At 46.1% G+C, this 23,343-nt stretch carries 13 protein-coding genes and 2 pseudogenes; 7 read left to right on the top strand and 8 right to left on the bottom strand.

The window, feature by feature from the left end; all coding sequences use genetic code 11:
* Positions 1–677 precede the first annotated feature (677 nt).
* The gene (locus MCON_RS14790) at positions 678–899 is read right to left on the bottom strand and encodes a hypothetical protein (RefSeq protein WP_013720746.1); all 222 of its coding nucleotides are present in this window, start codon (positions 897–899) and stop codon (positions 678–680) included.
* A gap of 450 nt (positions 900–1,349) precedes the next feature.
* On the opposite strand from MCON_RS14790, the gene MCON_RS14785 reads away from it, so the two are divergent.
* The 7 genes and pseudogenes from MCON_RS14785 (at position 1,350) to istB (ending at position 10,069) form a co-directional block, all read left to right on the top strand.
* The gene (locus MCON_RS14785) at positions 1,350–1,868 is read left to right on the top strand and encodes a hypothetical protein (protein ID WP_048132670.1); all 519 of its coding nucleotides are present in this window, start codon (positions 1,350–1,352) and stop codon (positions 1,866–1,868) included.
* A 513-nt stretch (positions 1,869–2,381) separates the two neighbouring features.
* On the top strand, positions 2,382–2,750 hold the full coding sequence (locus tag MCON_RS14780) for a winged helix-turn-helix domain-containing protein (protein WP_013720744.1): 369 nt from the start codon (positions 2,382–2,384) through the stop codon (positions 2,748–2,750).
* Between the two features lie 14 nt (positions 2,751–2,764).
* Positions 2,765–4,609: an ABC transporter ATP-binding protein gene (locus MCON_RS16790; RefSeq protein ID WP_013720743.1), complete on the top strand. Its 1,845-nt coding sequence runs from the start codon at positions 2,765–2,767 to the stop codon at positions 4,607–4,609.
* A gap of 473 nt (positions 4,610–5,082) precedes the next feature.
* On the top strand, positions 5,083–6,570 hold the full coding sequence (locus MCON_RS14770; RefSeq protein WP_013720742.1) for a radical SAM protein: 1,488 nt from the start codon (positions 5,083–5,085) through the stop codon (positions 6,568–6,570).
* 1 nt (position 6,571) lies between these two features.
* Positions 6,572–7,711 (top strand): radical SAM protein, encoded by a 1,140-nt coding sequence (locus MCON_RS14765; protein WP_013720741.1) that lies wholly within the window; start codon positions 6,572–6,574, stop codon positions 7,709–7,711.
* A gap of 345 nt (positions 7,712–8,056) precedes the next feature.
* Positions 8,057–9,301 carry an IS21 family transposase gene (gene istA, locus MCON_RS14760; RefSeq protein WP_048133423.1) on the top strand — a complete coding sequence of 415 codons (1,245 nt, stop codon included), beginning with the start codon at positions 8,057–8,059 and terminating at the stop codon, positions 9,299–9,301.
* Positions 9,298–10,069 (top strand): annotated as a pseudogene (istB, locus tag MCON_RS14755) (IS21-like element helper ATPase IstB). The gene istA and the pseudogene istB overlap by 4 nt, the downstream one beginning before the upstream one ends.
* A gap of 89 nt (positions 10,070–10,158) precedes the next feature.
* On the opposite strand, the pseudogene MCON_RS17240 reads toward istB, so the two are convergent.
* The 7 genes and pseudogenes from MCON_RS17240 to MCON_RS15420 form a co-directional block, all read right to left on the bottom strand.
* Positions 10,159–11,633, bottom strand: a pseudogene (locus MCON_RS17240) (IS1634 family transposase); the annotation flags it as partial.
* Between the two features lie 243 nt (positions 11,634–11,876).
* Complete coding sequence (locus MCON_RS14745; RefSeq protein WP_013720734.1) at positions 11,877–13,139, bottom strand: tetratricopeptide repeat protein; 1,263 nt, start codon at positions 13,137–13,139, stop codon at positions 11,877–11,879.
* Between the two features lie 1,029 nt (positions 13,140–14,168).
* Positions 14,169–15,575 (bottom strand): tetratricopeptide repeat protein, encoded by a 1,407-nt coding sequence (locus MCON_RS14740; RefSeq protein ID WP_013720732.1) that lies wholly within the window; start codon positions 15,573–15,575, stop codon positions 14,169–14,171.
* A 176-nt stretch (positions 15,576–15,751) separates the two neighbouring features.
* Positions 15,752–16,639 carry a tetratricopeptide repeat protein gene (locus MCON_RS14735; RefSeq protein WP_048132661.1) on the bottom strand — a complete coding sequence of 296 codons (888 nt, stop codon included), beginning with the start codon at positions 16,637–16,639 and terminating at the stop codon, positions 15,752–15,754.
* A gap of 22 nt (positions 16,640–16,661) precedes the next feature.
* The gene (locus MCON_RS14730) at positions 16,662–17,291 is read right to left on the bottom strand and encodes a hypothetical protein (RefSeq protein WP_162145032.1); all 630 of its coding nucleotides are present in this window, start codon (positions 17,289–17,291) and stop codon (positions 16,662–16,664) included.
* A gap of 56 nt (positions 17,292–17,347) precedes the next feature.
* Complete coding sequence (locus tag MCON_RS14725; protein WP_013720729.1) at positions 17,348–20,770, bottom strand: tetratricopeptide repeat protein; 3,423 nt, start codon at positions 20,768–20,770, stop codon at positions 17,348–17,350.
* Positions 20,771–20,844: 74 nt separating this feature from the next.
* Entirely contained in the window at positions 20,845–23,343 is a 2,499-nt protein-coding gene (locus MCON_RS15420) for a DUF3856 domain-containing protein (RefSeq protein ID WP_083804749.1), read from the bottom strand.

The raw sequence follows: 23,343 nt of genomic DNA, 5'->3' as shown, positions 1-23,343 counted from the left end.
CACAAATATCGCGATGTAAAAACTGGATAAGATCAGACTTCAATTAACTGCCCGATTGAGAAATTAACGTCTATTTATCCTTCTTCTGTAAAAAGAATTTACGATTTGCAAGAAATTTTGCCGACCGCCAAGGCCCCCTCGGAGTTCTCCTGCCGCACCTCCCTCCACGCCCCTCAAGGACCTGAAGAAGGAGCGATAGGAGCCTGGTTTTTAAGCTAATTTTCGGCAATTCAGGAATCCAAATAATCAGAAGCATACTGAATGGATTGAGCATCGAGGATATTCTGGACAACATCATCCATTCAAAGAAGCTCAATGCCAATCAGTGAAAAACTCACCCATCTTCAGAACTTACCACGAAGTTATAGCCCTTTATTGAATGTTTAAGGAATCTGCTAAAGAAATTAGCTTTGTGGCTAGGAAGACTATAATGACTGCCTTTTTTTCGAAGCTGGGCAAAGTACATTGATGTATTTTGTATCACCATTTACCTAAATAAGGAATTTAAGAGACCTTCAGTTTAGCTCTGCCTAAAGCTTTGGCGAAGGAAGCATTGGCCCCTTCCCTGCGATCAAGTTCGTTGAGAGCGCCGCCTCTATCCAGCCAGCACGAGGCCTGATCAGAACGATCTCGATGCCCCTATCGCAGGTTGGGACTGCCCCTTTGGTCTGCCAAGCTCATTCTCGACATGAGCCTGCACTGCCAGCCTCCAAAGCTTGGGCGATCCTGGCCTCGTACTTGCACCGGTCGCCATTGAAGCTGTTCGCTCTCTCGGGATTCTCGGCCAGCTCATATTGCCACTGGTAGGGAATACTTGAATGGATGCCGTGCTCGGTGGCGATCTGAGGTTTGCCGGACTCAAGCTCGGATACTACTGATATCTTGAATTCTCTTTTCATGTGATTCCCTCCCTGAGTTGGCATTTCACTCAGATCCGTCATAACTTCGCTAAAAGGTCATTTCATTGGATCTGCAAAAAAATAAGTTTTACTTTTAATCTAAGTTTTCTATTACTATTTTTATTTAATAACATAATAGATTAATATAGGCGAAATTGTTATGAAAATAGATATGATTATTATGATTATATCGAAAACCTTAAGTGTTGTTAATGCTTTATAAAATTTCAAGGAGTTTTAATTCAACCTAGGATGTGGAAGGTATGATACACAATCTAATGATGCTATTTGGCTTAGTTAGTATGGTATCGATTGTGACTAACTCTATATCCCTGGACTTCAATGGCAAACGCATTTGCTCTTTAGGAGGCCTTGAATGAAGGTTGTGGGCTTATTTCTTTGTCTTTTGCATTGCGGCAGGATATTCAATCCCAAACTTTTGCCTTTGCGATGGACTTTGGTATAATCCTCCGGCAGCTTCTTCAAGAGGTCCAGGATCTTAGAGCGGAGAACCAGAGGCTAATAGCAAGAATTGAGGCCCTAGAAGCGCTCCATGAACTCTATCATGGTCCTATCCCTGAGGATAAAAATTGGCCCAGCCTTAAGGAAACTCTGGCCAGGCAAAAGGATGCATCACCTGTGCTTCTTGCCAGTGCATTGGAACAGGATGATGTTGTTCAACATCAGGGGCGAGGGATTGACGCCACAGCGAAAAAAGAGATGAAACACATCGGAAAGAAGACGAGGCGAAGGATAGAGAAGCTCAAGGAACTCCTAAAGGATTACGGTGGATCTCAGACCTTCGAGCAGCTTCAAATCGATCTAAACCTGTCTCCGTCTCAGTTCTCGCAGCTGGTGAGAAAGCTGGATAAACGCATTTTCGAGATCGTCTATCTCCCAGGGGGGAAAAAAGGCGAGAAGGTCCTGAAGCGAAGAGCGGTGATCGGAGAAAACGTTGAGGAAAAATAGAGTTCCTGTAAAGTCTCTCGAAAGTGAAGTCCAGATAAACCTTAACTCCCTGATCCGAACTTGAATCCAAGCCAAATTTAGCTCAATGCTGAATCCAGACCCTTTATAAGAATTAAGATTTTACATTTTTCTACGTAAAAACAGCTTGAGATTCCAGATATAATTAATGGAATGATTCAGATGAAAAAAAGAAATAATTAGCGCATGAATGCGCAAATTGAAAATATGTTGTCAATGATTTCTGAAGTAAATCTCGAAAATCCTGATTAATGCGCCCAACTGCGACTGGAAACTCAGAGATTGGGGTGGGCTTAATGATATTTCTCATGAATGTAAACTGCATATGCACATCTATCGATGTATACCTTTGGCAATATATGACAGAATCATACGTAAATGCTAAAATATGGCAAACATATTGATTTTTATGGCTTCATTTGTGGATACAGTGAACTTTCACAAAATTGGAACATTTTTGATGGTTATTAAAAGGTGAACGCCTAAATTCCGACCATGAACACCAATAATGTCGATCTCGATACGAAAACCTTGAGGGCTTTGTCCTCTTCGAACAGGCTCTTCATCCTACAATTGCTTAAATTAAGGAACATGAATCTAACGAATTTATCCAAAATGCTTAGTATTCCCAAGTCAAGCACCTACAAAAACCTGACTATACTTATTGAATCCGGTCTGGTAATCAAAGAGCCCACGAACAATAAGTGGCGCTACTATAAGCTTACCCCCAAAGGAGCTATGCTGTTCTCCAATGAATCGAAGATGCTCATAATTTCAAATGATATCTCCAAGAGCAGCGTTCGCTTTGCCCTTAAGCCCAATTCGATTCATGAAAGCTCCAAAGATCAATCTAGCTCAGAGTAGGCACCATAGGCTGCATGAGGGCGATTATACTGGAAGCGCTGCATATTTCAAAAAGGCTTCCTCATGTCCGGCGGGAAGACCTGAAAGATCTATGGCGAGCTGCGCTTTTAGTCTGGAAGAGTGCTCCAGGCTGGGCTGTGGCCAGTATAGCCCTGGTCATTCCCCAAGGTGTCCTGCCTCTGGCGTCCCTTTATGTCATGAAGTTAATAGTAGACTGCGTGGCCACTGGCTATAGCTCAGCCGATAGCGAGGCGGTCACAGGACAACTACTGATGTTCGTGGCCCTAGCCATACTGGTAGAGCTGCTCTCTATCTTAATTCAGTCTGCAGCAAATATCGCCAGCGAATTTCAATCGACCTTAGTCTCCGACCACACCCAGGATATCCTCCATGCCAAATCGGTGGCCATAGACCTGGAATATTATGAGAGCCCAAAATACTATGATACTCTTCACAGGGCTCAGCAGGAAGCAGCTTATCGGCCTATCCATATAGTCAGGAGCCTGACCCAGCTCGCGCAAAATGCTATCTCCATGGCCTCAACAGTGGCTTTGCTATTCCTCGCCAGCTGGGCTATCGTGGTAGCCCTGTTGATGGCATCTATTCCTGGAATCCTGGTTCAGATGATATACTCAGGGAAGCTCTATAGGTGGCAGGTTTCTCGTACCGAGAAGGATCGTAAGTCGTGGTATCTCCATTGGCTTTTAACGGACAAGAGCTTTGCCAAGGAGATTCGGCTTTTTGATCTGGGCTCTATCTTCAGGGACAGGTACACGGCTCTAAGGGAGCAGCTGAGGAAAGAAAAGCTAGATCTTTCAGTAAGCAAGTCCAAAGCGAACCTGGCTGCCCAGGCAATAGAGTCAATGGCTGTCTTCGGATCCCTTGCCTTTTTAGCGATGGAAGGAATGAAAGGCAACATAACCATAGGCGACATCACAATGTACTTCGGAGCCCTGGTCCAGGGCAAGGCTGTCATAGGAAGTTTGCTATCGAGCCTGACGGGCCTATATGAAGACAGACTTTTCATAACAAATCTCTACGATTTCCTCGATTTGGAGCCCAACATCAAAGATCCTCTGAAACCCGTTAAGGTCCCCCGGCCCATTGAGAAGGGCATCACCTTCGAGGGCATATCATTCAGCTATCCCGGTTCCAGTTCTGTTACACTTAATGACATTAGCGTGAAGATCAAGCCCGGCCAGGTAATCGCCCTGGTGGGAGGTAACGGCTCAGGAAAGACCACTCTGATCAAGCTTCTCTGCAGGCTTTATGACCCTCAGAAGGGAAGGATCGCCATAGATGGGGTGGATCTGAAGGACATGAGGGTCTCAGATCTCAGACGAGAGATCAGCGTGGTCTTCCAGGATTATGCCCAGTATAATCTCAGCCTGGCCGAGAACATATGGCTGGGCAGTGCCGCTGGGCCTTTGGATATGGGCAAAGTCGCGAAGGCTGCGAGGGATTCTGGCGTGGATAGGATTTTAAAGCGGCTTGAGACTGGTTATGAGACTACCCTTGGCAAATGGTTCGATAAAGGCACTGATCTGAGCATAGGAGAGTGGCAGAAGGTGGCCCTCGCGAGGGCGTTCATCCGGGATTCCCAGATCATAATTATGGATGAGCCCACCAGCTCTCTCGATCCTAAAGCCGAAGCGGAGGTGTTCGCCAAGTTCAGGGAGCTGGCAAAAGGGAAGACCGCCATCGTCATAGGCCACAGGCTGTCCACTGTCAGGATGGCAGACTGCATATATCTTCTGAATGATGGGCATATCGCAGAGAAGGGCACTCACGAGGAGCTGATGGCTTTGAAGGGAGAGTATGCGCAGCTCTTCGAGATACAGGCAGTGAACTATAGGTGACGAATTATGATTAAAGCCTTCTCGATAGCGGTTTTTCGGAAATCATTCACTGAATGTGGACAAATTATTCACTAAAATTGAACAACATGTTCCTAATTTGTGATCAAAATCGGCAAATATATATCTTTGCAAGTCTACTTAGTGTTTGGCGGGGTAAAAGCCTCGACTAAAATAAAAGGAGTGTGTAAACGAACATGGAGGTATTTAAAGGAGAAGGATATGGGATTAGCATAGAGACTCCTGCTGCGTGCGATTGCAGATGCTATATTCGCTGCAAGGGTTCTACCTACCCTAATGCCACTGCCTGGCAGGATTGGCAGGCACACCTGACTCAGTAAGTAGATATTAGTGCATCATACATAGAGATAACAGCATATAAAGATCTGTACGTATGTTGCTATCTCTATTATTTTGCACTACCCAGAGAATTCATTATAGAAATTAAAGATAAATATGAAATTGGTGAGAAAAAAATGTTAGAATTTCAATCTCCGATTGGAAACGCATACGCCTGGGATGATGAAACAGGCATATTCATCCCGTTTTCTCCAACTATGAAAGCGGTTTTTGAGGCCCTAAATCGGAAATCGTTATCTTTAGATGATATAGTCTTTCACTTATCAGATAAGTTTAGCAAAGAGGACCTCATTTTTTGCTACAATTGGTTAAAAAAATGGGGGAAAATTAGGCCTATGAAACAGAAATCTAGTACTTCTTATAAACCTAGCACATCTGAAGTAAGATCACTTTTGTTAAGAACTGGTTTTACGCAACTTACATTAAGCGTTACCGAGGACTGCAACTTTAGATGCAAATATTGCGCATTTTCTGATCTCTACGAATATACCCGCAGTCAATCTAATAAATATATGAAATCAGATACTGCGAAAAGGGCAATAGATTACTACTTTTCTTTATTAAAAGAAGGAGCGAGATATAATCCTAAGAGACAACCTGCTTTAGCATTTTATGGAGGAGAACCTCTATTAAATTTTAACCTTATTAAAATATGTGTAGAACATATAGAAAATGAATATGGTAACTGCAAAACACGATATACTTTGACCACAAATGGCAGTCTATTAGACAAAGAAAAGGCAAATTGGTTAATGGAACATGATTTCTCTATAGCAGTTAGTTTAGATGGACCTGAAGAGGAACATAACCGACTTCGAGTTTATCCCAATGGAAAAGGAACATTTAGAGAAGTTATGGGAAACGTTACTTCTATTTTAAAGACAGGATACACTAAAATCTATTGTCTTCCAGTTATTGATTGGAAGAGCGATTTATTCAAACGAGAAGAATTTTTTAGTGGAAAAGATACCCCGCCGGTATCATTTGCGTCTCTTGTTAGCAATGAACCCGGAAGTGGATACTTTGATCAATTTACAGAAGAAGATCATCATGCATTTTTAGAGCAATTAAAAAATGCAAAAAAATCTTACTCTATGAATCTTGATCATCAAAAACAGAGAGATAAGTTAACTCTTTTCGATTATTTAATCGGTCAATATTTAAAAAATATTATTTTTAATGGCATATCAATTTATTCCCCGCACCCACTTATGCCGTTTTCCAGCGCGTGTATACCTGGGAGGAAGATTTTCGTAGATGTAGATGGTAATTTCCACATATGTGAAAAAATAAATAGTTTTTTTCCAATTGGAAATGTAAATGAGGGATTAAATTTTGAGAATATATGCGAATTACTTAGTAATTATATCAGCAGTATGGACAAATGTCCTAGTTGCAAGGTAAGACGAAATTGTAGCCAGTGTTATCCGAAGTTTGCTATGAACGGATTATTTCTATGTTCTTCTGAAGTTTGCAGAGAAATGGAGGTAATTATGAAGAAGGCTTTTGCTGAGGCATTTGCTGTAGCAGAAATAGATCCTCAATTTATAGAGAAGGAGATTAATTCTAAAAAAGCAAACACAAAAAAGTATTACGGTGATTAAAATGTATTTCAGGCTCAATCCAGAATGCTATCTCATACGAGGTAAGAAGCTTGGAGCAATTTTTGATTTAATAGATCATAAAATATATGCTCTGAATGAATTGGAAACCGAAATTGTAACATCGTGTGAAAAAAATAACTCTATTCAGGGAGAAAGAAAATTCTTAAATGAGCTTAAACAGCTTTGTTTAGGAAATTTTTACTCCAACAGATCATATATACAAAAATTACGAGTCGGTTCTCCTACTATAGAAAAACAGTCCGATCCGCCAGAACTTCATAGAGCTTTTATTGAAATAAATAATTCATGCAATAGAAATTGCTGGTTCTGTGGCCATAACGGAATAAAGAGAAGTCTAGGATGTATGGGCTGTAATAAATGGAATGAAAACGGTAGACCTCTAAGCATAGAAAGGTGGAAAGAAGTTATAGATGAGTTGAAAGACCTAAATTGTATGGATATTTTTATAACCGGCGGAGATTTGACCTTAGAGTGGGATAGAACGATAGATATTTTAGATTATACAAACAGGAAATTTACCAATATATATATAACCTTACATAGACAAAGCCTATCTATAGATAAAATTAACGAGTTAGCTGGCAAAGCTAACATGATTATCCAAACGGAGGATTTTAATGATGTACAATCTCTAGATACAGCCAGTTTATTAGTGACAAGGCCTGAAAATTTCGAAAATATAGAAGGGATACAAGGTAAGAATATTATGGTAGATTTTATTATCGAACGCGGTAACCTTTTGCCAAAGGACTTACCAATAACATCCAAAAAGAAGATTCAACCCGGGAGCATGTATCAATTTTTTAACAATATTGAATATCACCCTTGTCTTGGCCATACATTAGCAATTTGTTTTAATGGAAATGTCATTCCATGTCCTATGATGCGGGGTCATAGCTTTGGCAATGTGAGCAACAAAGAACTTTATGCAGTCCTAAAAAGTGAATGGGAAAGAATAGATAACTTCTGGGAATTAAATTTAGATAAAATAGAAAAATGCTGCAGTTGTGAATTTAGATATTCGTGTGCAGATTGCAGATCTTTAGAAGAGAGCTTAACAGGAAAATTAGATGGAAAAATGCTCTGTAATTATGACCCAAGCGAGGGAAAGTGGTCATAATGGGAATAATTTTGAATCCACATTCCTATGAAAAAACCGAATTGCATATCGGTTTTTTCATTCTTCGGTCATGAGCCCTCGTCCTGGCTCATGAGGTTTCCGCACTTTCAATTCATCCCATAATAATTTTCGCTTCCTCTGCCCATCAGGCTAGAATTGTGATCTGCGTACCTGTCAGATTGACGCTGACTTTGATTATCGTCCCACCTGATGTAACAACCGCCTAAATTACCCCCATAAAGATCTCGAAGACCCATGTCAATGGCGGTCTAAAAGTGTCCAATAGTGGCGGGATAAAATTGTCCACCTGCCAATTCCCTGGATTGAAACCCAGGGGTCATGTGGATGATAGATATGGAGGAGTTCCTCACGTTGCGAGATTTATTCAACGAAGAATTGAGCATCAGCGAGATCGCCAGACAGACTGGACACAGCCGGGTGACGGTGCGGAAGTATCTGAACTCACAGGTTCCCCCATTACCCCAGAAGCGATCCAAAAAGCCGAGCAAACTGGATGGTCACAGGGAATACATAATTGATAGACTCAAAGAGTTCCCTCTTTCTGCTAGCCGTATTTATCGTGAGATCCAGGATAGGGGGTTCACAGGGAAGTATACAATTGTAAAGGATTTCGTGCGTGAAGTCCGGCCTGAGATTGGAGTTCCGGCGATATACCGCTACGAGACCAAACCAGGAGTTCAGGCTCAAGTTGACTGGGCAGAATGTGGTTACATCGATATCGATGGGGAGAAAAGGAGACTCTACTGTTTCACCATGGTTCTCGGTTATTCGCGAATGAGATATGCCGAATTTACTCTGCGAATAGACGTTTATACCCTTATCCAGTGCCACATAAATGCGTTTGGGTATTTTGGAGGTTATCCCCAAGAGCTTCTATATGATAACATAACGCAAATCGTGAAGAAGCGAGCCCCAAAATCATCGGATTCCACCTGGAATTCTCATTTCCAGGACTTCTTCGAGCACTACGGTTTCATTCCCCGGTTGTGTCGTCCCTATCGACCTCAGACCAAAGGGAAAATAGAGAGGACTGTGGGGTTCGTGAAGAAGGATTTCTTCATGGGTGGCAGGTTCACTTCGTTCACTGATCTTAACTCCCAGCTTCAGAAATGGCTGTCCAGAGTAAACTCGATACCTAACGGCACAACCCATGAGATTCCGATTGAACGTTTTAAGCAGGAAGGTCTCCAGAAGATCGGAAATGCTCCGTCCTATCATAATCGCAGAGATGAGAGCCGAAAGATTTCCAGGGACTCGTTCGTCTCTTACCTGGGCAACCTCTATTCTGTTCCATATCGATACGCTGGGATGACCGCACGATTGCAGATTTCTGACTTGACCTTTAAGATAATTGTTGGATCTGATGAGATCTGCACTCACGAGATTCAACCTGGCCATGGAAAAGTGATGCGAATCAAAGAGCACTTCAAAGGGCTTCTGAGTGAGATCCTGAAGCAGAACTGCACGCTCCGAGATAATAATCCGTCAATTCTTAAGTTTGTGGACACAGATGTCGAGCATCGACCGCTTTCTGTTTATGATCGACTTGGTGGGGGAGATAGCAGATGACAAATTTCGAATACGAAAGACTTCATCATAATCTTAAGCTCCTGAAACTGGGGACCTTTGAGTCGGTTCTCGACAACTATCTGGAGATCGCCGCTAAAGAGAAGAAATCAACTATCGAGATCCTCGATTATCTGGTGGACCGGGAATTAAGAAGCAAGGAGTCTCGGTCTTTGGCCCTCAGAACGCGAAAGGCGGGCTTTCCTATGGAGAAGAGGCTAGATGATTTCGATTTTGAATTTCAGCCGTCTCTGGATAAGAGTGTCATCAATGAGATCGCATCTCTAAAGTTATCCATAATGCAGAGAACGTGGTCTTGCTAGGTCCGCCTGGTGTGGGAAAGACCCATCTTGCCATCGCCTTAGGAATTGAAGCTGTCAGGGCGGGATTCAGAGTTCAATTCGCCAACGCTTCAGCTCTGATCGAGCGTCTTGCAAAAGCTGACCGAGAGAAGAGACTTGAAGAGATGATTAGGGAACTATCGAGGTTTCAGCTTATCATTATTGATGAGATGGGTTATCTGCCGTTTGATGACTTTGGCGCTCACTGCTTCTTTCAGCTCGTTTCCAGGCGATATGAAAGAGCTTCGATTATCTTCACCTCAAACAAGTCCTATGGCGAATGGGAGACATCTTCAAAGATCATGTCATTGCAGCGGCTATTCTTGATAGGATTCTCCATCATTGCACTACTGTCAATATAAAAGGCGATAGCTATCGACTTAAGGATCGCAAGAGGCAGGGGATAATTCCTCAGAGCTTTTCAGGATAAGGTGCGTTGAGATATGGCTGGGCAGAAGACTTAAGTAGAACTGGACAGTTTTATTCCGCCATAATTGGACAGTTTTATCCCGGCGTTGACACCCAGCGCATAGTTGGCCGCTGCGTGGGCTTATTGAGTTGATTGGGAACTGTCAGTCCCGATTCCTTGAGCCTCTCCCTGAGCCGCTACTCTGCAAAAGAGTAAATCAGAAGGCTGAGGGCCATGATCATGCATAGCGCTTCTATCCTTCCCTCCTTCTTCAGATAAACTTCAGAAACATGAAAGCACTTATCCTTCAGGAAACGAAAACCGCGCTCAACGGTCTGCTGCCCTTTATAATATCTGAGCATGGTCTCAGGATCAAGATCGGTATCGTTGCTGATAAATACAAATCTTCCCAGCTTCTTGCGTTCATCGTTTAGAGCCTCGCTCGTTCAGATCGATCTGAGCCTCAATTTTGAAGCGGACCTTAACGGGGCTCATCCTTTTTTGGCCTGCCCCGTCGCTTCTCAACCTTTTCAGCTACCGACAATACATTTAGGTTCTTGATCAGGTGATGAAAATGTGTAGATGTCCAGATTGTTACCTCTTTTTCAGCATCAGGGACACATGCGAACTTTATGCCCATGTGCTTCGTGAGGTCTTTTCAGCCAGTATCGTCTCCTTTTGGATCTTCCTTCGAAGGTCTGTTCGTCCCTCTTTTGCTTTTCTTCAGACCATACAACAACAGCACGCTGAGGAACGCCGCCATAATTCAGATCAGAAACATGGAAAGCATATCGAGGATCCGTGCCTTGGGTAAAATCCAGTTCTGCATCAAGAAGCCGTTCGATGTCATCCAATGTCTCCGGCGCACGAGTGATCCATTGCATATCTGTTCCCAAAAGTTTGATGTTGTCCTCTGTATACAAAGCGCTATCCACGATCCAGTATCTATTGTCGTCTAAATTGATCGCTTGCTGTGTTTTTTGGATCATCTTGATTAGGCTTTTCTTATCTGATTCGTTTCCTGAGAACGCCTCGGTAAAAAATGGTAACCCAAACTGGTTTGTTACTAAACCGAGAACGAAACGCTTCAGATCCGTTCTGCCATCTTTGGCATGACCAAAGGTGATCCTTATCGAATCCGTACTATCCGGCGCATCATTTTCGTACTTGCCATGAACGCTGAAGTTCGTCGTATCAACATGGATCAGCTGTGTTCCTAAAGGATGAGTCTTCATGATCTGCAAAGTGATCTCATTGAATAGTTCAGTTCAGTCACGCCGTATTCATAAATCGTATCAAGTGTCCTGCCAACTACATCGTCGTTGAGAGCAGAGGGAGGTGACGCCTTCTCCAAGCAGCTTTTCTGTTGGAATCGTCATGAAGAAGTTGGGAAACAGGTATAACCTTTGGTGAGTGAATCCTAAGCTGTTGAGAATCATAGCTTTAGTTGTTATCGAATGAGGCAGGTTCTTGGAACCCTGTTTTGGCAGGGCCCTATCTATCACTTCAGCAATTTTCAAGTCGTCAAAATTCCAGCCACGATTCCAAGATGACCTATATTGTACGATTGGATGCCTGCATCCACACTACATCCCTGCGGAAGAGCATAGTGGATATTTATTTAAAAATGTTTCTGATAATAAGAGGAGAAATTCAGAAACCAAGAGCCAAAAGTGCGGAACGTAGGTTGAACATCATCTAAAGCCGATAGTAGGTCAGCCAATCCCTAAATTGGAATCATATGCCTTTGCAAAGGGATTAATATACCAAACAGAGTCACCCATTAGCAAGTAGGGTGTCCTTCAAAAATAAATTTTGGGCCGTAGTATTAGCCAGCATACCCCAGCTCCTTGGCCTTTGAATAAGCTGCCTCCATTTCGGACTGGCGACCCAATGCTTTGAGGGCATTCCCTTTGCCTGTCCATGCTGTGGCGGAGAGATTCTTGGCATACAAATCCGCTAAAGGAGTTACATTGAATGGTGCAAATTTGATGGCCCTGTCATAATCCTCAATGGCCTCCTCGTATCTGCCCATATTATAAAGGACCATACCTTTGCCATTCCAGGCACTTCCATCTTTTGGATTCAGTGCTATAGCCTTGTCATAGGCCTTGATGGCTTCCTCGTATCTACCTATCTGAAACAACGCATTGCCCTTCCAGTCCCAGATATCGGGAAACTCAGGCATCATTTCAAGGGCTATGTCGAAGGCATTAATGGATTCATTATATCTACCGAGCGCATAGAGCGCGTAGGCTTTGCCAGACCAATTTGGCCAGCTACTTACATCTTTTGAATTCAGCTCTATGGCCTTGTCATAGGCCTTGATAGCCTCCTCATACCTACTTGCAGTACTAAGGGATTTGCCTATGCCGCTCCATATTGTAGATTGATTCTTAATATCGCTAGTGGGTATAAGCTGAGCAGCCGTGATCCAGGCCGCTATTGATTCATTGGTCATGCTTAGACCCTCAGAGTAGCATATGGCTTTGTCTATCCAGGCATATGCAGCCTTTGAGGGACTAAACTCAATAACCTTGTCATAGGCTTCAACAGCATCTTCCCACCTACCCATCCCAACGAGAACAAGCGCTTTATTTTCCCATGTATTGCCATCATTAGGATTCTTTTGAAGAGCCTGGTTATAGATTTCCAGTGCTTTCCCACGAGCTTCAAAGGCTTCAATATCCCTCCCTAGGCAGGAGAGGGCCACACCCTTATTGATCCAAGCGCTGGCATTCTGAGAATTTTCCTCCAAACGTTTGTTTAAGATTTCCAAAGCAATTTCATACTCTCTTTTGGCCTCATCATGCTTATCAATGCGACTGGAAATGCCGGCTTTACCAAGCCATGCGTCGGCATTTTCTGGATTTATTTGAATAGCCATATTGTACGCTTGAATAGCCTCCTCATAAGATCCATTTACCTGCAACTCTTGGCCTTTCTGACACCAATATTCCGTAGTGTTCTCTTGTGCCAAGGCAAAGATGCATAATAAAACCATCGCTATCAAGCCAATAGTGAATTTGGCCCCTAATATTTTTAGCTGCCTATTATTGATTTGCCTAATGTTCACTGATCTTTTCTTCAATAAAATAACCTCCTTTTCAGGTAATGTTGTATAAGGTAACCGAATCCGATCATTCTCCACATATCCTACCCTACTCTGCCGTTTCCACATACGGCATTTGACGTTGTTATGTTCAACAAATATAAATCTTGCCAATATTACGCCAGAGTTCTGCCTAAAAGGCCATATATATCACAGATTAAGATTAACTGCATTTAGGCAAGGGCTGATAGCAACATTAGAAAATCGGAACACTTTGGAAGTTTTTACATTTCCATATAGAATCCTCAAATATCGCGATGTAAAATCTGGACTAAATCAGGCTTCAATTAAAGGTCCAATTGATAAATTAAGACCTATTCATCCTTCCACTGCAGACAGAATTTACAATTTTCATAAATTTTGATCGATCACCAAGGTATCTCTGAGCTTCCTTGCCGCACTTCCATCCACGCCCCTCAATGACCTGAGGGAGAGACGATGGGGACCTGGTTTTTAAGCTAATTTTCGGCAAATCAGGAATTTACATAATCAGAGGCATACTGAATGGATTGAGCATCGAGGATATTCTGGACAACATCCATTCAAAGAAGCTCAATGACAATCAGGGAAAAATCCAGGATGCTGTACATGCGAACATATCACAATCGCCTATGTCGATTCCTGGAATCGGATTGACTTCCGCATCAATTACTCCTGCTGAAATTAGGGTATTTCAAGGTCGCATATGCTATATCAAGGACAAAAGCCGATTCAAAGCTGAAAGCAGTTCTATTTCAGGATCAAGAGCAGTTACGGAGCCAAAGTCGCTGTCGTCGCATTAGCTGGAAAGGTTATCTGCATCCTCCATCACTTGATAGTCAATCAAGAGATGTTCGAGGATGAGATTACGAACAAATCCAAACGAGAAAAGCCTGGCAGACCTTCCTCATCGCCTGAGATGACTATTGCGGACGCGATTCAGATTCTCATCAGATCAGGATATATTGTCCAAAAGGATCCGAGATAAAAGGAGGAAGACTGAATCTTCCTCAATGAGTTCACCCCTCATTACCCCAGCTTCTCTGCCACGTGAAATGACAGGCTTGCATCTCTGGCCCTTCCCAAAGCCTTCTGGGAATCTCCTTTGCCCTTCCAGGCCTCGACTAGCGTTGGATTTATCTCTAAGGCCTGTCTGAAGGCTTCCAGAGCCTCTTCATTCCTGCCCAATGCCAAAAGAGCTTTGCCTTCGCCAATCCAGGCACTTGGCACATGGAAAGAGTTTGGCGATGCTGTCTTGATGGCCTGGTCATAGGCCTCTCTAGCTTCATCGTATCTGCCAAGATTGAAGAGTGCGTTGCCTTTTAACAGCATGGAGCTCGTCTGTTCCGAATCGTTCAACAATGCTTCATCGGAGACTTCCAGTGCCTTTTGGAAGGCTTTTCCAGCATCATCCCCATTGCCGGTCTCGTTTAGAGCATCTCCTTTGTCAAGCCAGATCTGCACGATCTGTTCAAGCTCTTTGAGATCATCGCCCGGCATCAGCTCAATGGCTTTATCGAACGCCTCTTGAGCCTCGTCATATCTTTTCATCTCGACAAGCTGTCGAGCTTTGGTGCTCCAGGCTTGAGCGTCCTTTGGGTCCAGCTTAAGGACTTCTTCATAGGCTTCTAATGATTCATTGTATCTGCCAAGCTTTGCCATATCATATCCCATAAGGCTCCAGGCCTTTTTGTTCTGTGGATAGAGATCCGTGAGGTTATCAAGAAGGCTGAGAGCTTCTCCAATCTGGTTTGAACTGTGGAGCACTGCGACTTTGGCAAAGCTCCAGGCTTGAAGGTCTTCATCATTATCTGCCGGTATGGTCTCAATAGCTTTATCCAAGGCCAGCAGGGATTCGTTGTACCTTCCGATCATACCAAGAAATTCGCCCTTTCTTCCCCAGGCACCGTAATCTTCAGGATCGATCTCTGTAACTTTGCTGTAAGCCTGCAGGGCTTCTTCCCATCTGCCCAGGAAAGCCAGTACATCCGCTTTGCCCTTCCAGAGGCTGACGTTTTCCGGATCCTTATCAAGGCTATGGTTGAAGATGGCCAGAGCCTCTTCATTTGCCTCTTTGGCCTCGTCTTTCCTGCCCAGGCCGCTCAAAGCTATGGCCTTATTCTGCCAGGCTTTAGCATTCTGTGAAGTGTTCTTCAGGTCTTCTTCCATTAGCAGAAGTGCTCTCTCATAAGTCCTTTGACCTTCGTCCTCTTTTCCCAGAGTATATAGCGTTGATGCCTTGCGAAGCAATGCAGTCTCATTCTTTGGATCGAGCTTCAAGACTTCATCGTAAGCAAAAACGGCTTCCTCTTCCAGGTCTTTATGGATGAGCACGTTGGCTCTGTCCATCCAGTAATCTGTGGTATTTTCCTGCGCCTGGGTACAGGTGCATATCATGGCCAGCGCCAACATGACGGTAGACAATATTACTTTCATTTATAGACCTCTTTTTATGGCTCCTCGCGATTATGTATGGTTGAACTTGAATCGGAAAAACTCTATGTCTCTGTGCTTCTGTGGTGAACCGCTATGCTCTGACCCAACCACAGAGTCACAGAGGAACAGAGACCGTATTCTCTGCCCGAACTCACCCACATAAAAAGTGCTGGGGGTCATTCCTGATGCCCCAACTCCTTAGCCTTGGCATAGGCAGCATCTGCATCAGTCTGACGACCTAAAGCCTTGAGAACATTGCCTTTGAACAACCAAGCACTCGCTTTTTCAGGTTCCAGCTTAGTAATCATCTCATAAGCATCCAGAGACTCATTGTACTTCCCAAGGACATTGTAATAGGTAGCTTTCTCATACCATACGCTGGGATTCTCTGGATCTAACTGAATGGCTTTATCGATGGTATCAATGGACTCATTGTACCTGCCAAGGTTCAGAAGAATATTGCCCTTGGTGATCAAGGCATCAATCATCTTTGAACCGTTCAATTCGATCACTTTATCATAGGCGCTGATAGCCTCCTCACTCCCATTTAAGATGGAAATCAGCCCCGCCTTGAGAAACCAAGCAGTGGCATTCTTTGGATTATCTTTTATTTCTTGGTCGTAGACATCTATGGCTTTCTTTAGGAACTGGTTGGATTCTTCTCGATTCCCCAAACTTGCCAATGCCATCGCACTAGTCTGCAAAGCCTCGATATCTTGGGGATTTTTGGCTAATTTTGTCTCACTCAAATTGAGAATTTTACTATAAGTCTGTACGCTTAAAGTGTCGAGAACCATAGATTTTCCATTCCATGCGGTCATATTGTCAGGATTTATCTGGATGGCTTTTTCATACGATTCCAGGGCCTCTAGAGGGTTGCTTTTATTAAAAAACAGGTCGTCTCCTTTTGCTATCCAGTATTTTGCTGTATTCTCCTGTGCTGCAGCAGAAACGCATAATGCTGCCAGTGCCAGCAGGCCCAGGGCAACGGCCCACAGCCTGCTGTTTTTATGTCTCTTCCCCACTCGACATTTGTTCAATTCATTCACCTCTTTTCGATGCAACAAAAAAAATTTCAGACGACGTTCAGATCTGATTTTTCACAGCCGCCTTATCGCTGGCCTCTCCAGGAGTCCAGGCCCATCCCAGGTAAAAGACCCTGTCCGTTTGGGACTTGACATCCACAAACCGGCTCTTGTCCGCCCCGGAAGCTTGTTGGTCCTCGGCTTTTTCCCTGGATTCGTCTATCGTCTCCGTATTCAGACTCGAGGGCGCAATTGCGTCTGCAAGAATTGTGGCTGCAGGTCTGTATTGTGATGTATCCGGATTGATCTTGAACCCTGTAGCTTCTCCGCTGGAGACCTTCCCCTGGCTATCTCCTCGCAGGAAGCTGCCTCGAATGGTCTCGCCGTCTGCGTCTCCAAATATCGCCGTCTCCACAATGAGCCCGCTGCCGCTGCGAATAGATCGAGTCTGGAGTTCAACCTCATTTCCGGCAAGCGAGCCCATTACCACCGCATTCCAGGGTCCAGAGTCGCTTCCAGTGCAGGCTCCTATCAAACGGCTTTCATGCTGGCGGATCATCATGGTGACCTGCTCGCTGCCCAGGTTAATCGTCCAGATGCCCTCCAGGTTCGGAGGCTGGGCGGCAATTGCAGGATCCTCTGCCAGGGATAGGCTTGAGAGGCCTGTTATCATCACCAATGACAGTAGCATCAAGGATAGCGGCAGAAAAACGACTCTTGCCGCTGATTCTTGACTCAGTGGCTCCATCAAAGCATCTCCTTTCCGCTCCTCTCCAGGGAAGTGTTTCTGATCCAGCTGTAGTTAGCTGCCTCAGGTTCGTACTCAGTCCTCTCGGTGACATAAGGGCCGCTTCCGGTTTCTCTCACCACCATCTTCACCTCGTTTTGGCCCGACGGCGGATAGCCAAACTCGCCCTCTGCAGTCATTATGCCTGTGATAGAGCCATCGGACTCGACTCTGTACCCAAAAGAAGCCACAATCATTCCGGTTTCATCTTTCAGGATGATGTTTCCCGCAGTATCGTTAAGGGTGATGGCGCTGTTCAAGAAGACATCCGTCTCGTTGCTCTCGCCCCTACCAAGATGGATATTGATCCTCTCGTTAGGGCCAAGGGTGAGATCAGGCAGAGTTACGGACTGGTTGCTGCTGCCGTTCCTACCGTCACTGACATCAAGAGTCCAGCCGTTGAGGCTTTGGGCAGCTGCTCGGCTATTGGCTACTACCACGAACTCGTCCTCGCCTGTGGCCATAATCCTGGTGATGGCCAGCATTTTAGGGGTTGAAGAAGGCTTAGCGTCGCTCTCCTTCTGGACGTTGTACCCCAGATCCACAACCCTGGTGGAAGCCTCGTTCGCTTCCTCCTCCGCGGTTAGCAGGCTGCGGAGATGGTTATCTAGCTCCCCAGCCCTGGCATAGGCCTCGTCCGCCTCGGCCCGTCGGCCCAGCGCCTTCAAGACTTCTCCCTTGTAAAGCCAACCTGTCGGCTCTTGGGGATCAAGCTCTGTGACCTTCTCAAATGCCTTCAATGCCTCTTCGTTATTGTTCTGCCCCATGAAGTTAAAGCCCTTAAAGGTCCAGACCTCTGCTAATTTTCGGCTTGAATTGGCTGGGATCATCTCAATGGTTTCATCAAAAGCCTGGTCGGACTCGTTGTACCTACCAAGCATAGAGAGAAGCTCCGCCCTCTGCCAGTGAAAATCGATATTCTCGGGATTCAGCTCAACTGCCCTGTCTACGGCATCGAGCGCCTCGCCGGTCCTGCCCATCCACCTGAGAATAAAGCTTTTGTTGAGCCAGGCTCCAGCATTCTCTGGATAGATCTCCAGTACCTGATCGAAGTAGTCCAAGGCTTTTTCGAGGCTTTCATTGGCCTCTTCCCTCTTTCCAGGGCTTTTTTCACTGCCCGACAGCACAAGGAATGCCTCTCCTTTGCCCTTCCAGGCTTCTGCCAGCAGAATTTTATTCGAGCCCGCAGCCCCAATGGCCTTTTCATAAGCCTCAGCTGCTCCTTCAAAGGATTGGCTTCTGAATAGAGCCCTGCCAGTTTGAACCCAATCATCTGCAATTTTCACCTGTGCAGTCTCTTTAGAATTGGGGAAGCCATAATCCGCCCAGTTTGTGCTCAAGGCCTGCAGCGCCTCATCATGCCTGCCCAGAGGCTTTTCCTCGGGCGAGAAGCCTTTGCCACTGGTCGGCCTCTGCCAGGCTGCGGTGAAGTCCGAGTTGACCATCATGATATTCTCGATGGCTCCTGTGGACTGGTTGCGCCATGCTGAGGTGGTCCTGACAATCTGACCGTCTGCAATCCAGGCATTATGGTAGATGTCCGTACCTTTTGCCCACCACAGGCCCATGATGCTCTGCTTATCTTTGGTTGGCAGCAGATTGAGAGCGCTGTCAAAGGCTTCCACTGACTCGTTATATCTGCCCAAGGAAACGAAGATGTCTGATTTCCTTATCCAGGCACCAATTGCCTTCGAGGAATTCAGCTCGATGACCCTATCGTAAGCTTGTAGCGCTTCATTGCTCCTGCCAAGGTTGTCCAGGCTTTCGGCCTTCAGCCACCAGGCTTCAGCATCTTCGGGATCTTCTTCAAGGCTGCCATTCAAAACCTCGACTGCTCTCTCGTAAGCCTCCTTGGAGTCGCTATATTTTTCCAGGCTCAGCAGGGCATTGCCCCTACCAATCCAGGCCCTGGCCGACTCCGGATCGATCTGAATGGCCTTCTCGTAAGCCTGAAGAGATTCGTTGTAGGCTATGGCCGCCTCTTCAGCTTTATCTGGGCCCATCAGAGACTCGGCCTTGGACTTCCCAAGCCACGCATCCGCAACTGCCAAAGCGGCAGAGGAGTATCTGTATGTCGGGTCCCGTTCAACAGCACGGAGGACCTCATCGTAGGCCTGAACAGATTCGTTATATCTGCCCTGGTCTCTTAAGGCTGCACCTTTACCCGACCAGGCCGTTGCACGATTGGGATCGATCTTTAGGGCCCGGTCGTAAGCTAAAACAGCCTCTCGGTTCCTGCCTAAGCTCCTGAGAGCATGGCCCTTGCTGGTCCAGGCTCGGGCATCGGATGGGTCCAGCTGCAGGGCGCGGTCGTAGGCCTCTATGGACTCATCATATCTGCCCAGATCATTGGACAGAATCTCGCCCATCATCTCCCAGGCCATCACATACTCCGGAGTTATTTTCGTGGCATTGTTTAGAGCTGTAATTGCCTCCTCATACCTGCCCTGCTCCTGGAACAGAATTGCTTTGTTAACCCAGGCACCAGAGTTATTGAGATTCACTTCGATGCTTCTGTTCAGTTGCTCTATTGCCTTCTCGTATCCTGCAGCGGCTTCATCGCGTCTCCCCAGCTCTTTCAGTACTCCCGCTCGATTCTGCTGGGCCTCCTGGCCCACGAAATCCGGATCCAGGTCGATGACCTTGTCGTAGTTCTTTACGGCCTCCTTCAGCACAGCCCTGGATTCCTCAATCTGGCCTCTGGCTGCCAGATCCTGGCCCATATGGGAGAGAGCGACAGCCTTTCCTTCGTAAGCCTGAGCCAGGTTTCTGCTATCGTTGGTGGGTGCAAGCTCGATGGCCTTATCATATGCAGCTAAAGAATCGTTGTACCTGGCGGAGTCGTTGTTGAACGTGGCCAGATCGTCGCAGATCACTCCCTTGCCTGCCCAGGCCTCTGCAAATTTAGGATCAATCTCCAAAGCTCTGTCGAAGGTCTCTATTGCCTCTTCAAAGATCTGAATGCGCTCCTGGCCGCGCAGCCCGTTGACAGCCTGTCGCAAGGCAAAACCCTTCCACAACAGGTAGGTAGTGTTCTCTGGATCAAGCTCGATGGCCCTGTCGTAAACCTGGAGGGACTCATCGAATCTGCTCTGGTTCTGAGTGATCACCCCGGCTAAGTTCAGGCCGGAGGCTTTGTAAGCCCAGAGGGTGGCGTTCTCGGGATCGAGCTCTATGGCCTTATCGACCGCCTGAAGTGATTCTTCGAGAGATCCGTTGTTGTAAAGATCCAGGCTCTTTTCATACCAGTAATTTGCGCTCTTCTCGTCTTCCGCTACAGCGCCGATGCAGAGTATGGCCAGCGAAATCATAGCGAGAGCAAATCTTACTCCTACTACTATCATCGATGGCTTCTTGGCGTCTAATGTCTTTTTTCGTTTCATTTTTTCACCCACATCTCCTGTTTTTATTGCTCATGTTTGAGCGGCAATCATGTTTTTCAAAAAAATAGCCCGGATTATTCCTGATACCCTAACTTCCTGGCCACACGAAAAGATAGGTCGGCTTCAGAGAACTGGCCGAGGGCGCTCTGTGCCAATCCCTTGCCATGCCAAGCACGGCCAAATGCCGGATTGAACTCGATGGATTTGTTGTAAGCCTCTAGAGCGTCCTCGTTCTTCCCTAACGCTAGCAGAATATCGCCTTTGCCATTCCAGGCCTCAGCAGGGAATACTGGAACAGAAGATGGAGCGATCTCCAGTGCCCTGTCTAAGGCTTCTATGGCCTCATCGTACCTGTTTAGTTTGATGAGGGCATAGCCTTTTATGATACAAATGCCGCTGGCATTGCCTGCATCTTTCTGGATAACCTCATCAGAGATCTCCACAGCCTTCTCAAACGCCTTCAAGGCATCATTATGGTTATCCATTTTAGCCAAAGCATTTCCTTTTTTGTACCAGACTTCAGCCCATTTGGGATCTATCCGAAGGGCCTGATCGTAAGCCTCAATGGATACGTTGTATCTGCCTAGCTCGGAGGCCATATCGCCTTTCATGCGCCAACTGTGCCTGTCTCCGGGGCTTAATTGAGCATACTTTTCAAATGCTTCGAATGCCTCCTCTTCCTTGCCTAATTCCGCGAGGGCAAAGCCTGCGCTATTCCATGTTCGAGCAAGCTTTGCAGTATCGCTAGCAGGTATCAGCCCAATAGCCTGGTTGAAGGTTTCCTTGAACTCATCGTAATTGCCTTTGATAGCGAAGTCATATCCCTTAATTAACAGGGCATCTGCCAGCCTCGGCGTATGGTTCAGCTCTATGACCTTCTCGTAAGCCTGCAGAGCCTCGTCACTTCTACCAATCCCATAAAGTACGTTGGCCTTGGACCACCAGGCTTCTCCATCTTTCGGATTCCTCTCTGTGCTCAGGTTGAGAATCTCCAGGGCCTTCTCAATGGCATCGAGCGATTCCTCTTGTCTTCCCAGGCCGATCAAGGCATCACTTTTGGCCTCCCATGCTCTGGCATCCTGAGGGTTCTTCTTCAGATCATTGTCAATGAGATTCAGAGCCTTCTCATAGGCCTTTGATGACTCGCTACCATTGCCCATTATTCCCAAGGTTATGGCGATGCTTAGCCAGGCACTGGAGTTCTCGGGATCCAGCTGTATGACCCTCTCCATGGCCAATACCGACTCCTCCAAAGAGTCGTTTTCAAAAAGCTCAGTTCCTTTTTTATACCAGTCGTCAGCAGTGTTCTCCTGCAGCTCATCTTTGTTACTATGATTATGAGCTAACTCCGGCCCGATCTCCGTCCTCTCGGCGATAAAAGGACCAACACCCGCTGCCTTCTGCACCATCTTCCCCTGATAACCAGTCCCTGGATACTCAAGATCGTTTTCAGCTGTGCCTGAGTAGTGAGTGACCTGGTGAGCGATCGAACCATCCAGCTTGGTCCAGTAGTCCAATGAGGCTACTTTCGCTCCTGAGCCGTCTCTCAGGGAGACGCTTCCGACAGTGTCATTCAGCCCCAGATTGCTGTCCAGGAATAGGTCTGTCTCATTCTCCTGGCCGCTTCTCAGGTGAACCCTGACGGCTTTCCCTGGCAGAAGGGAATATTCCGGCAGCGATACTTTTGATCCCTGAATCTCCAGGCTCCAGTTCTGGAGACTGACGGCCTCCTTCAGGTTGTCGGCGATATCGATGAAATCGTCTTCCTTGGGATTGATTTTGGTTATGGTCAGGCAGGGAGGCCAGGCCTGAGGCTGCGCTTTTGGCTGGTTGAAGGTGTACATTTCCCAATTAAGGCTTGACCCCATGAGTGAGCCTCCATGTCTGCCTGGATCAACCGCCTTGCCTTTTAGCTGCAAGGCTGCAATATAATCGGAGTTGATCTGCTCTATCTCATCGAAGGACTTTGAGGAGATATTGTACAATCCGATAGAGACCCTGTGGATCTGGCCGTTAATGAGCCAGGCTTTTGTGAATATAAAGGTGTTCTCGCTCCGCCGCTGGAATCCTAACTGCGACTCGGATTTGTTAGCGGGAACCAGAGCCATTGCCCTGCTGAAGGACTCTACCGATTGGTTGTACCTGCCCTGAGCCGCCAGGATATCTGACTCCCTTATCCAGGCTTCCAGAGCGTGGGATGAGTTCAACTCTGCCACCCGACCGTAGGCCTCCAGTGCTTCCTCGCTCTTCCCAAAGAGATCCATCTCCTCTGCCCTCAGCCATAAGGCCTCCTGGTCTTCAGGGTTCTCCTGGAGCCTCTGGTCTATGAGCTCCATGGCCTTCTGAATTGACTGGTTAGCCTCCGCTCCGTGGCCCATGCCCGCCAGGGCCATTCCCCTATGATGCCAGGCAGAGGCATTCTGCGGGTCCGTCTTCAGGCCCTCGTCGAAGGCGCTTATTGCCTCCTCATTCCTGCCCATGTCAAACCAGTCCTCTGCGCTGTCCTCCTGCGCTAGGGCACAGGCGCAGAGCATGGCTACCGTTAACAACGCGATGGCAAATCTTGCTTTCAT

Source organism: Methanothrix soehngenii GP6 (assembly GCF_000204415.1).
GTDB classification, from domain to species: Archaea; Halobacteriota; Methanosarcinia; order Methanotrichales; family Methanotrichaceae; genus Methanothrix; species Methanothrix soehngenii.
Note: the sequence above shows the minus strand (reverse complement) of the source record. Positions and strands in the feature narration are given on the sequence as shown.

Bases quoted from the DNA above. Each gene is read 5' to 3' on its own strand.
- MCON_RS14770 (WP_013720742.1), top strand. From the start codon at position 5,083: ATGTTAGAATTTCAATCTCCGATTGGAAACGCATACGCCTGGGATGAT.
- MCON_RS14725 (WP_013720729.1), bottom strand. From the start codon at position 20,770: ATGAAACGAAAAAAGACATTAGACGCCAAGAAGCCATCGATGATAGTA.
- MCON_RS14730 (WP_162145032.1), bottom strand. From the start codon at position 17,291: ATGCTACTGTCATTGGTGATGATAACAGGCCTCTCAAGCCTATCCCTG.
- MCON_RS14765 (WP_013720741.1), top strand. From the start codon at position 6,572: ATGTATTTCAGGCTCAATCCAGAATGCTATCTCATACGAGGTAAGAAG.
- MCON_RS14785 (WP_048132670.1), top strand. From the start codon at position 1,350: ATGGACTTTGGTATAATCCTCCGGCAGCTTCTTCAAGAGGTCCAGGAT.
- MCON_RS15420 (WP_083804749.1), bottom strand. From the start codon at position 23,343: ATGAAAGCAAGATTTGCCATCGCGTTGTTAACGGTAGCCATGCTCTGC.
- MCON_RS14780 (WP_013720744.1), top strand. From the start codon at position 2,382: ATGAACACCAATAATGTCGATCTCGATACGAAAACCTTGAGGGCTTTG.
- MCON_RS14790 (WP_013720746.1), bottom strand. From the start codon at position 899: ATGAAAAGAGAATTCAAGATATCAGTAGTATCCGAGCTTGAGTCCGGC.
- istA (WP_048133423.1), top strand. From the start codon at position 8,057: ATGATAGATATGGAGGAGTTCCTCACGTTGCGAGATTTATTCAACGAA.
- MCON_RS14740 (WP_013720732.1), bottom strand. From the start codon at position 15,575: ATGAAAGTAATATTGTCTACCGTCATGTTGGCGCTGGCCATGATATGC.
- MCON_RS16790 (WP_013720743.1), top strand. From the start codon at position 2,765: ATGAGGGCGATTATACTGGAAGCGCTGCATATTTCAAAAAGGCTTCCT.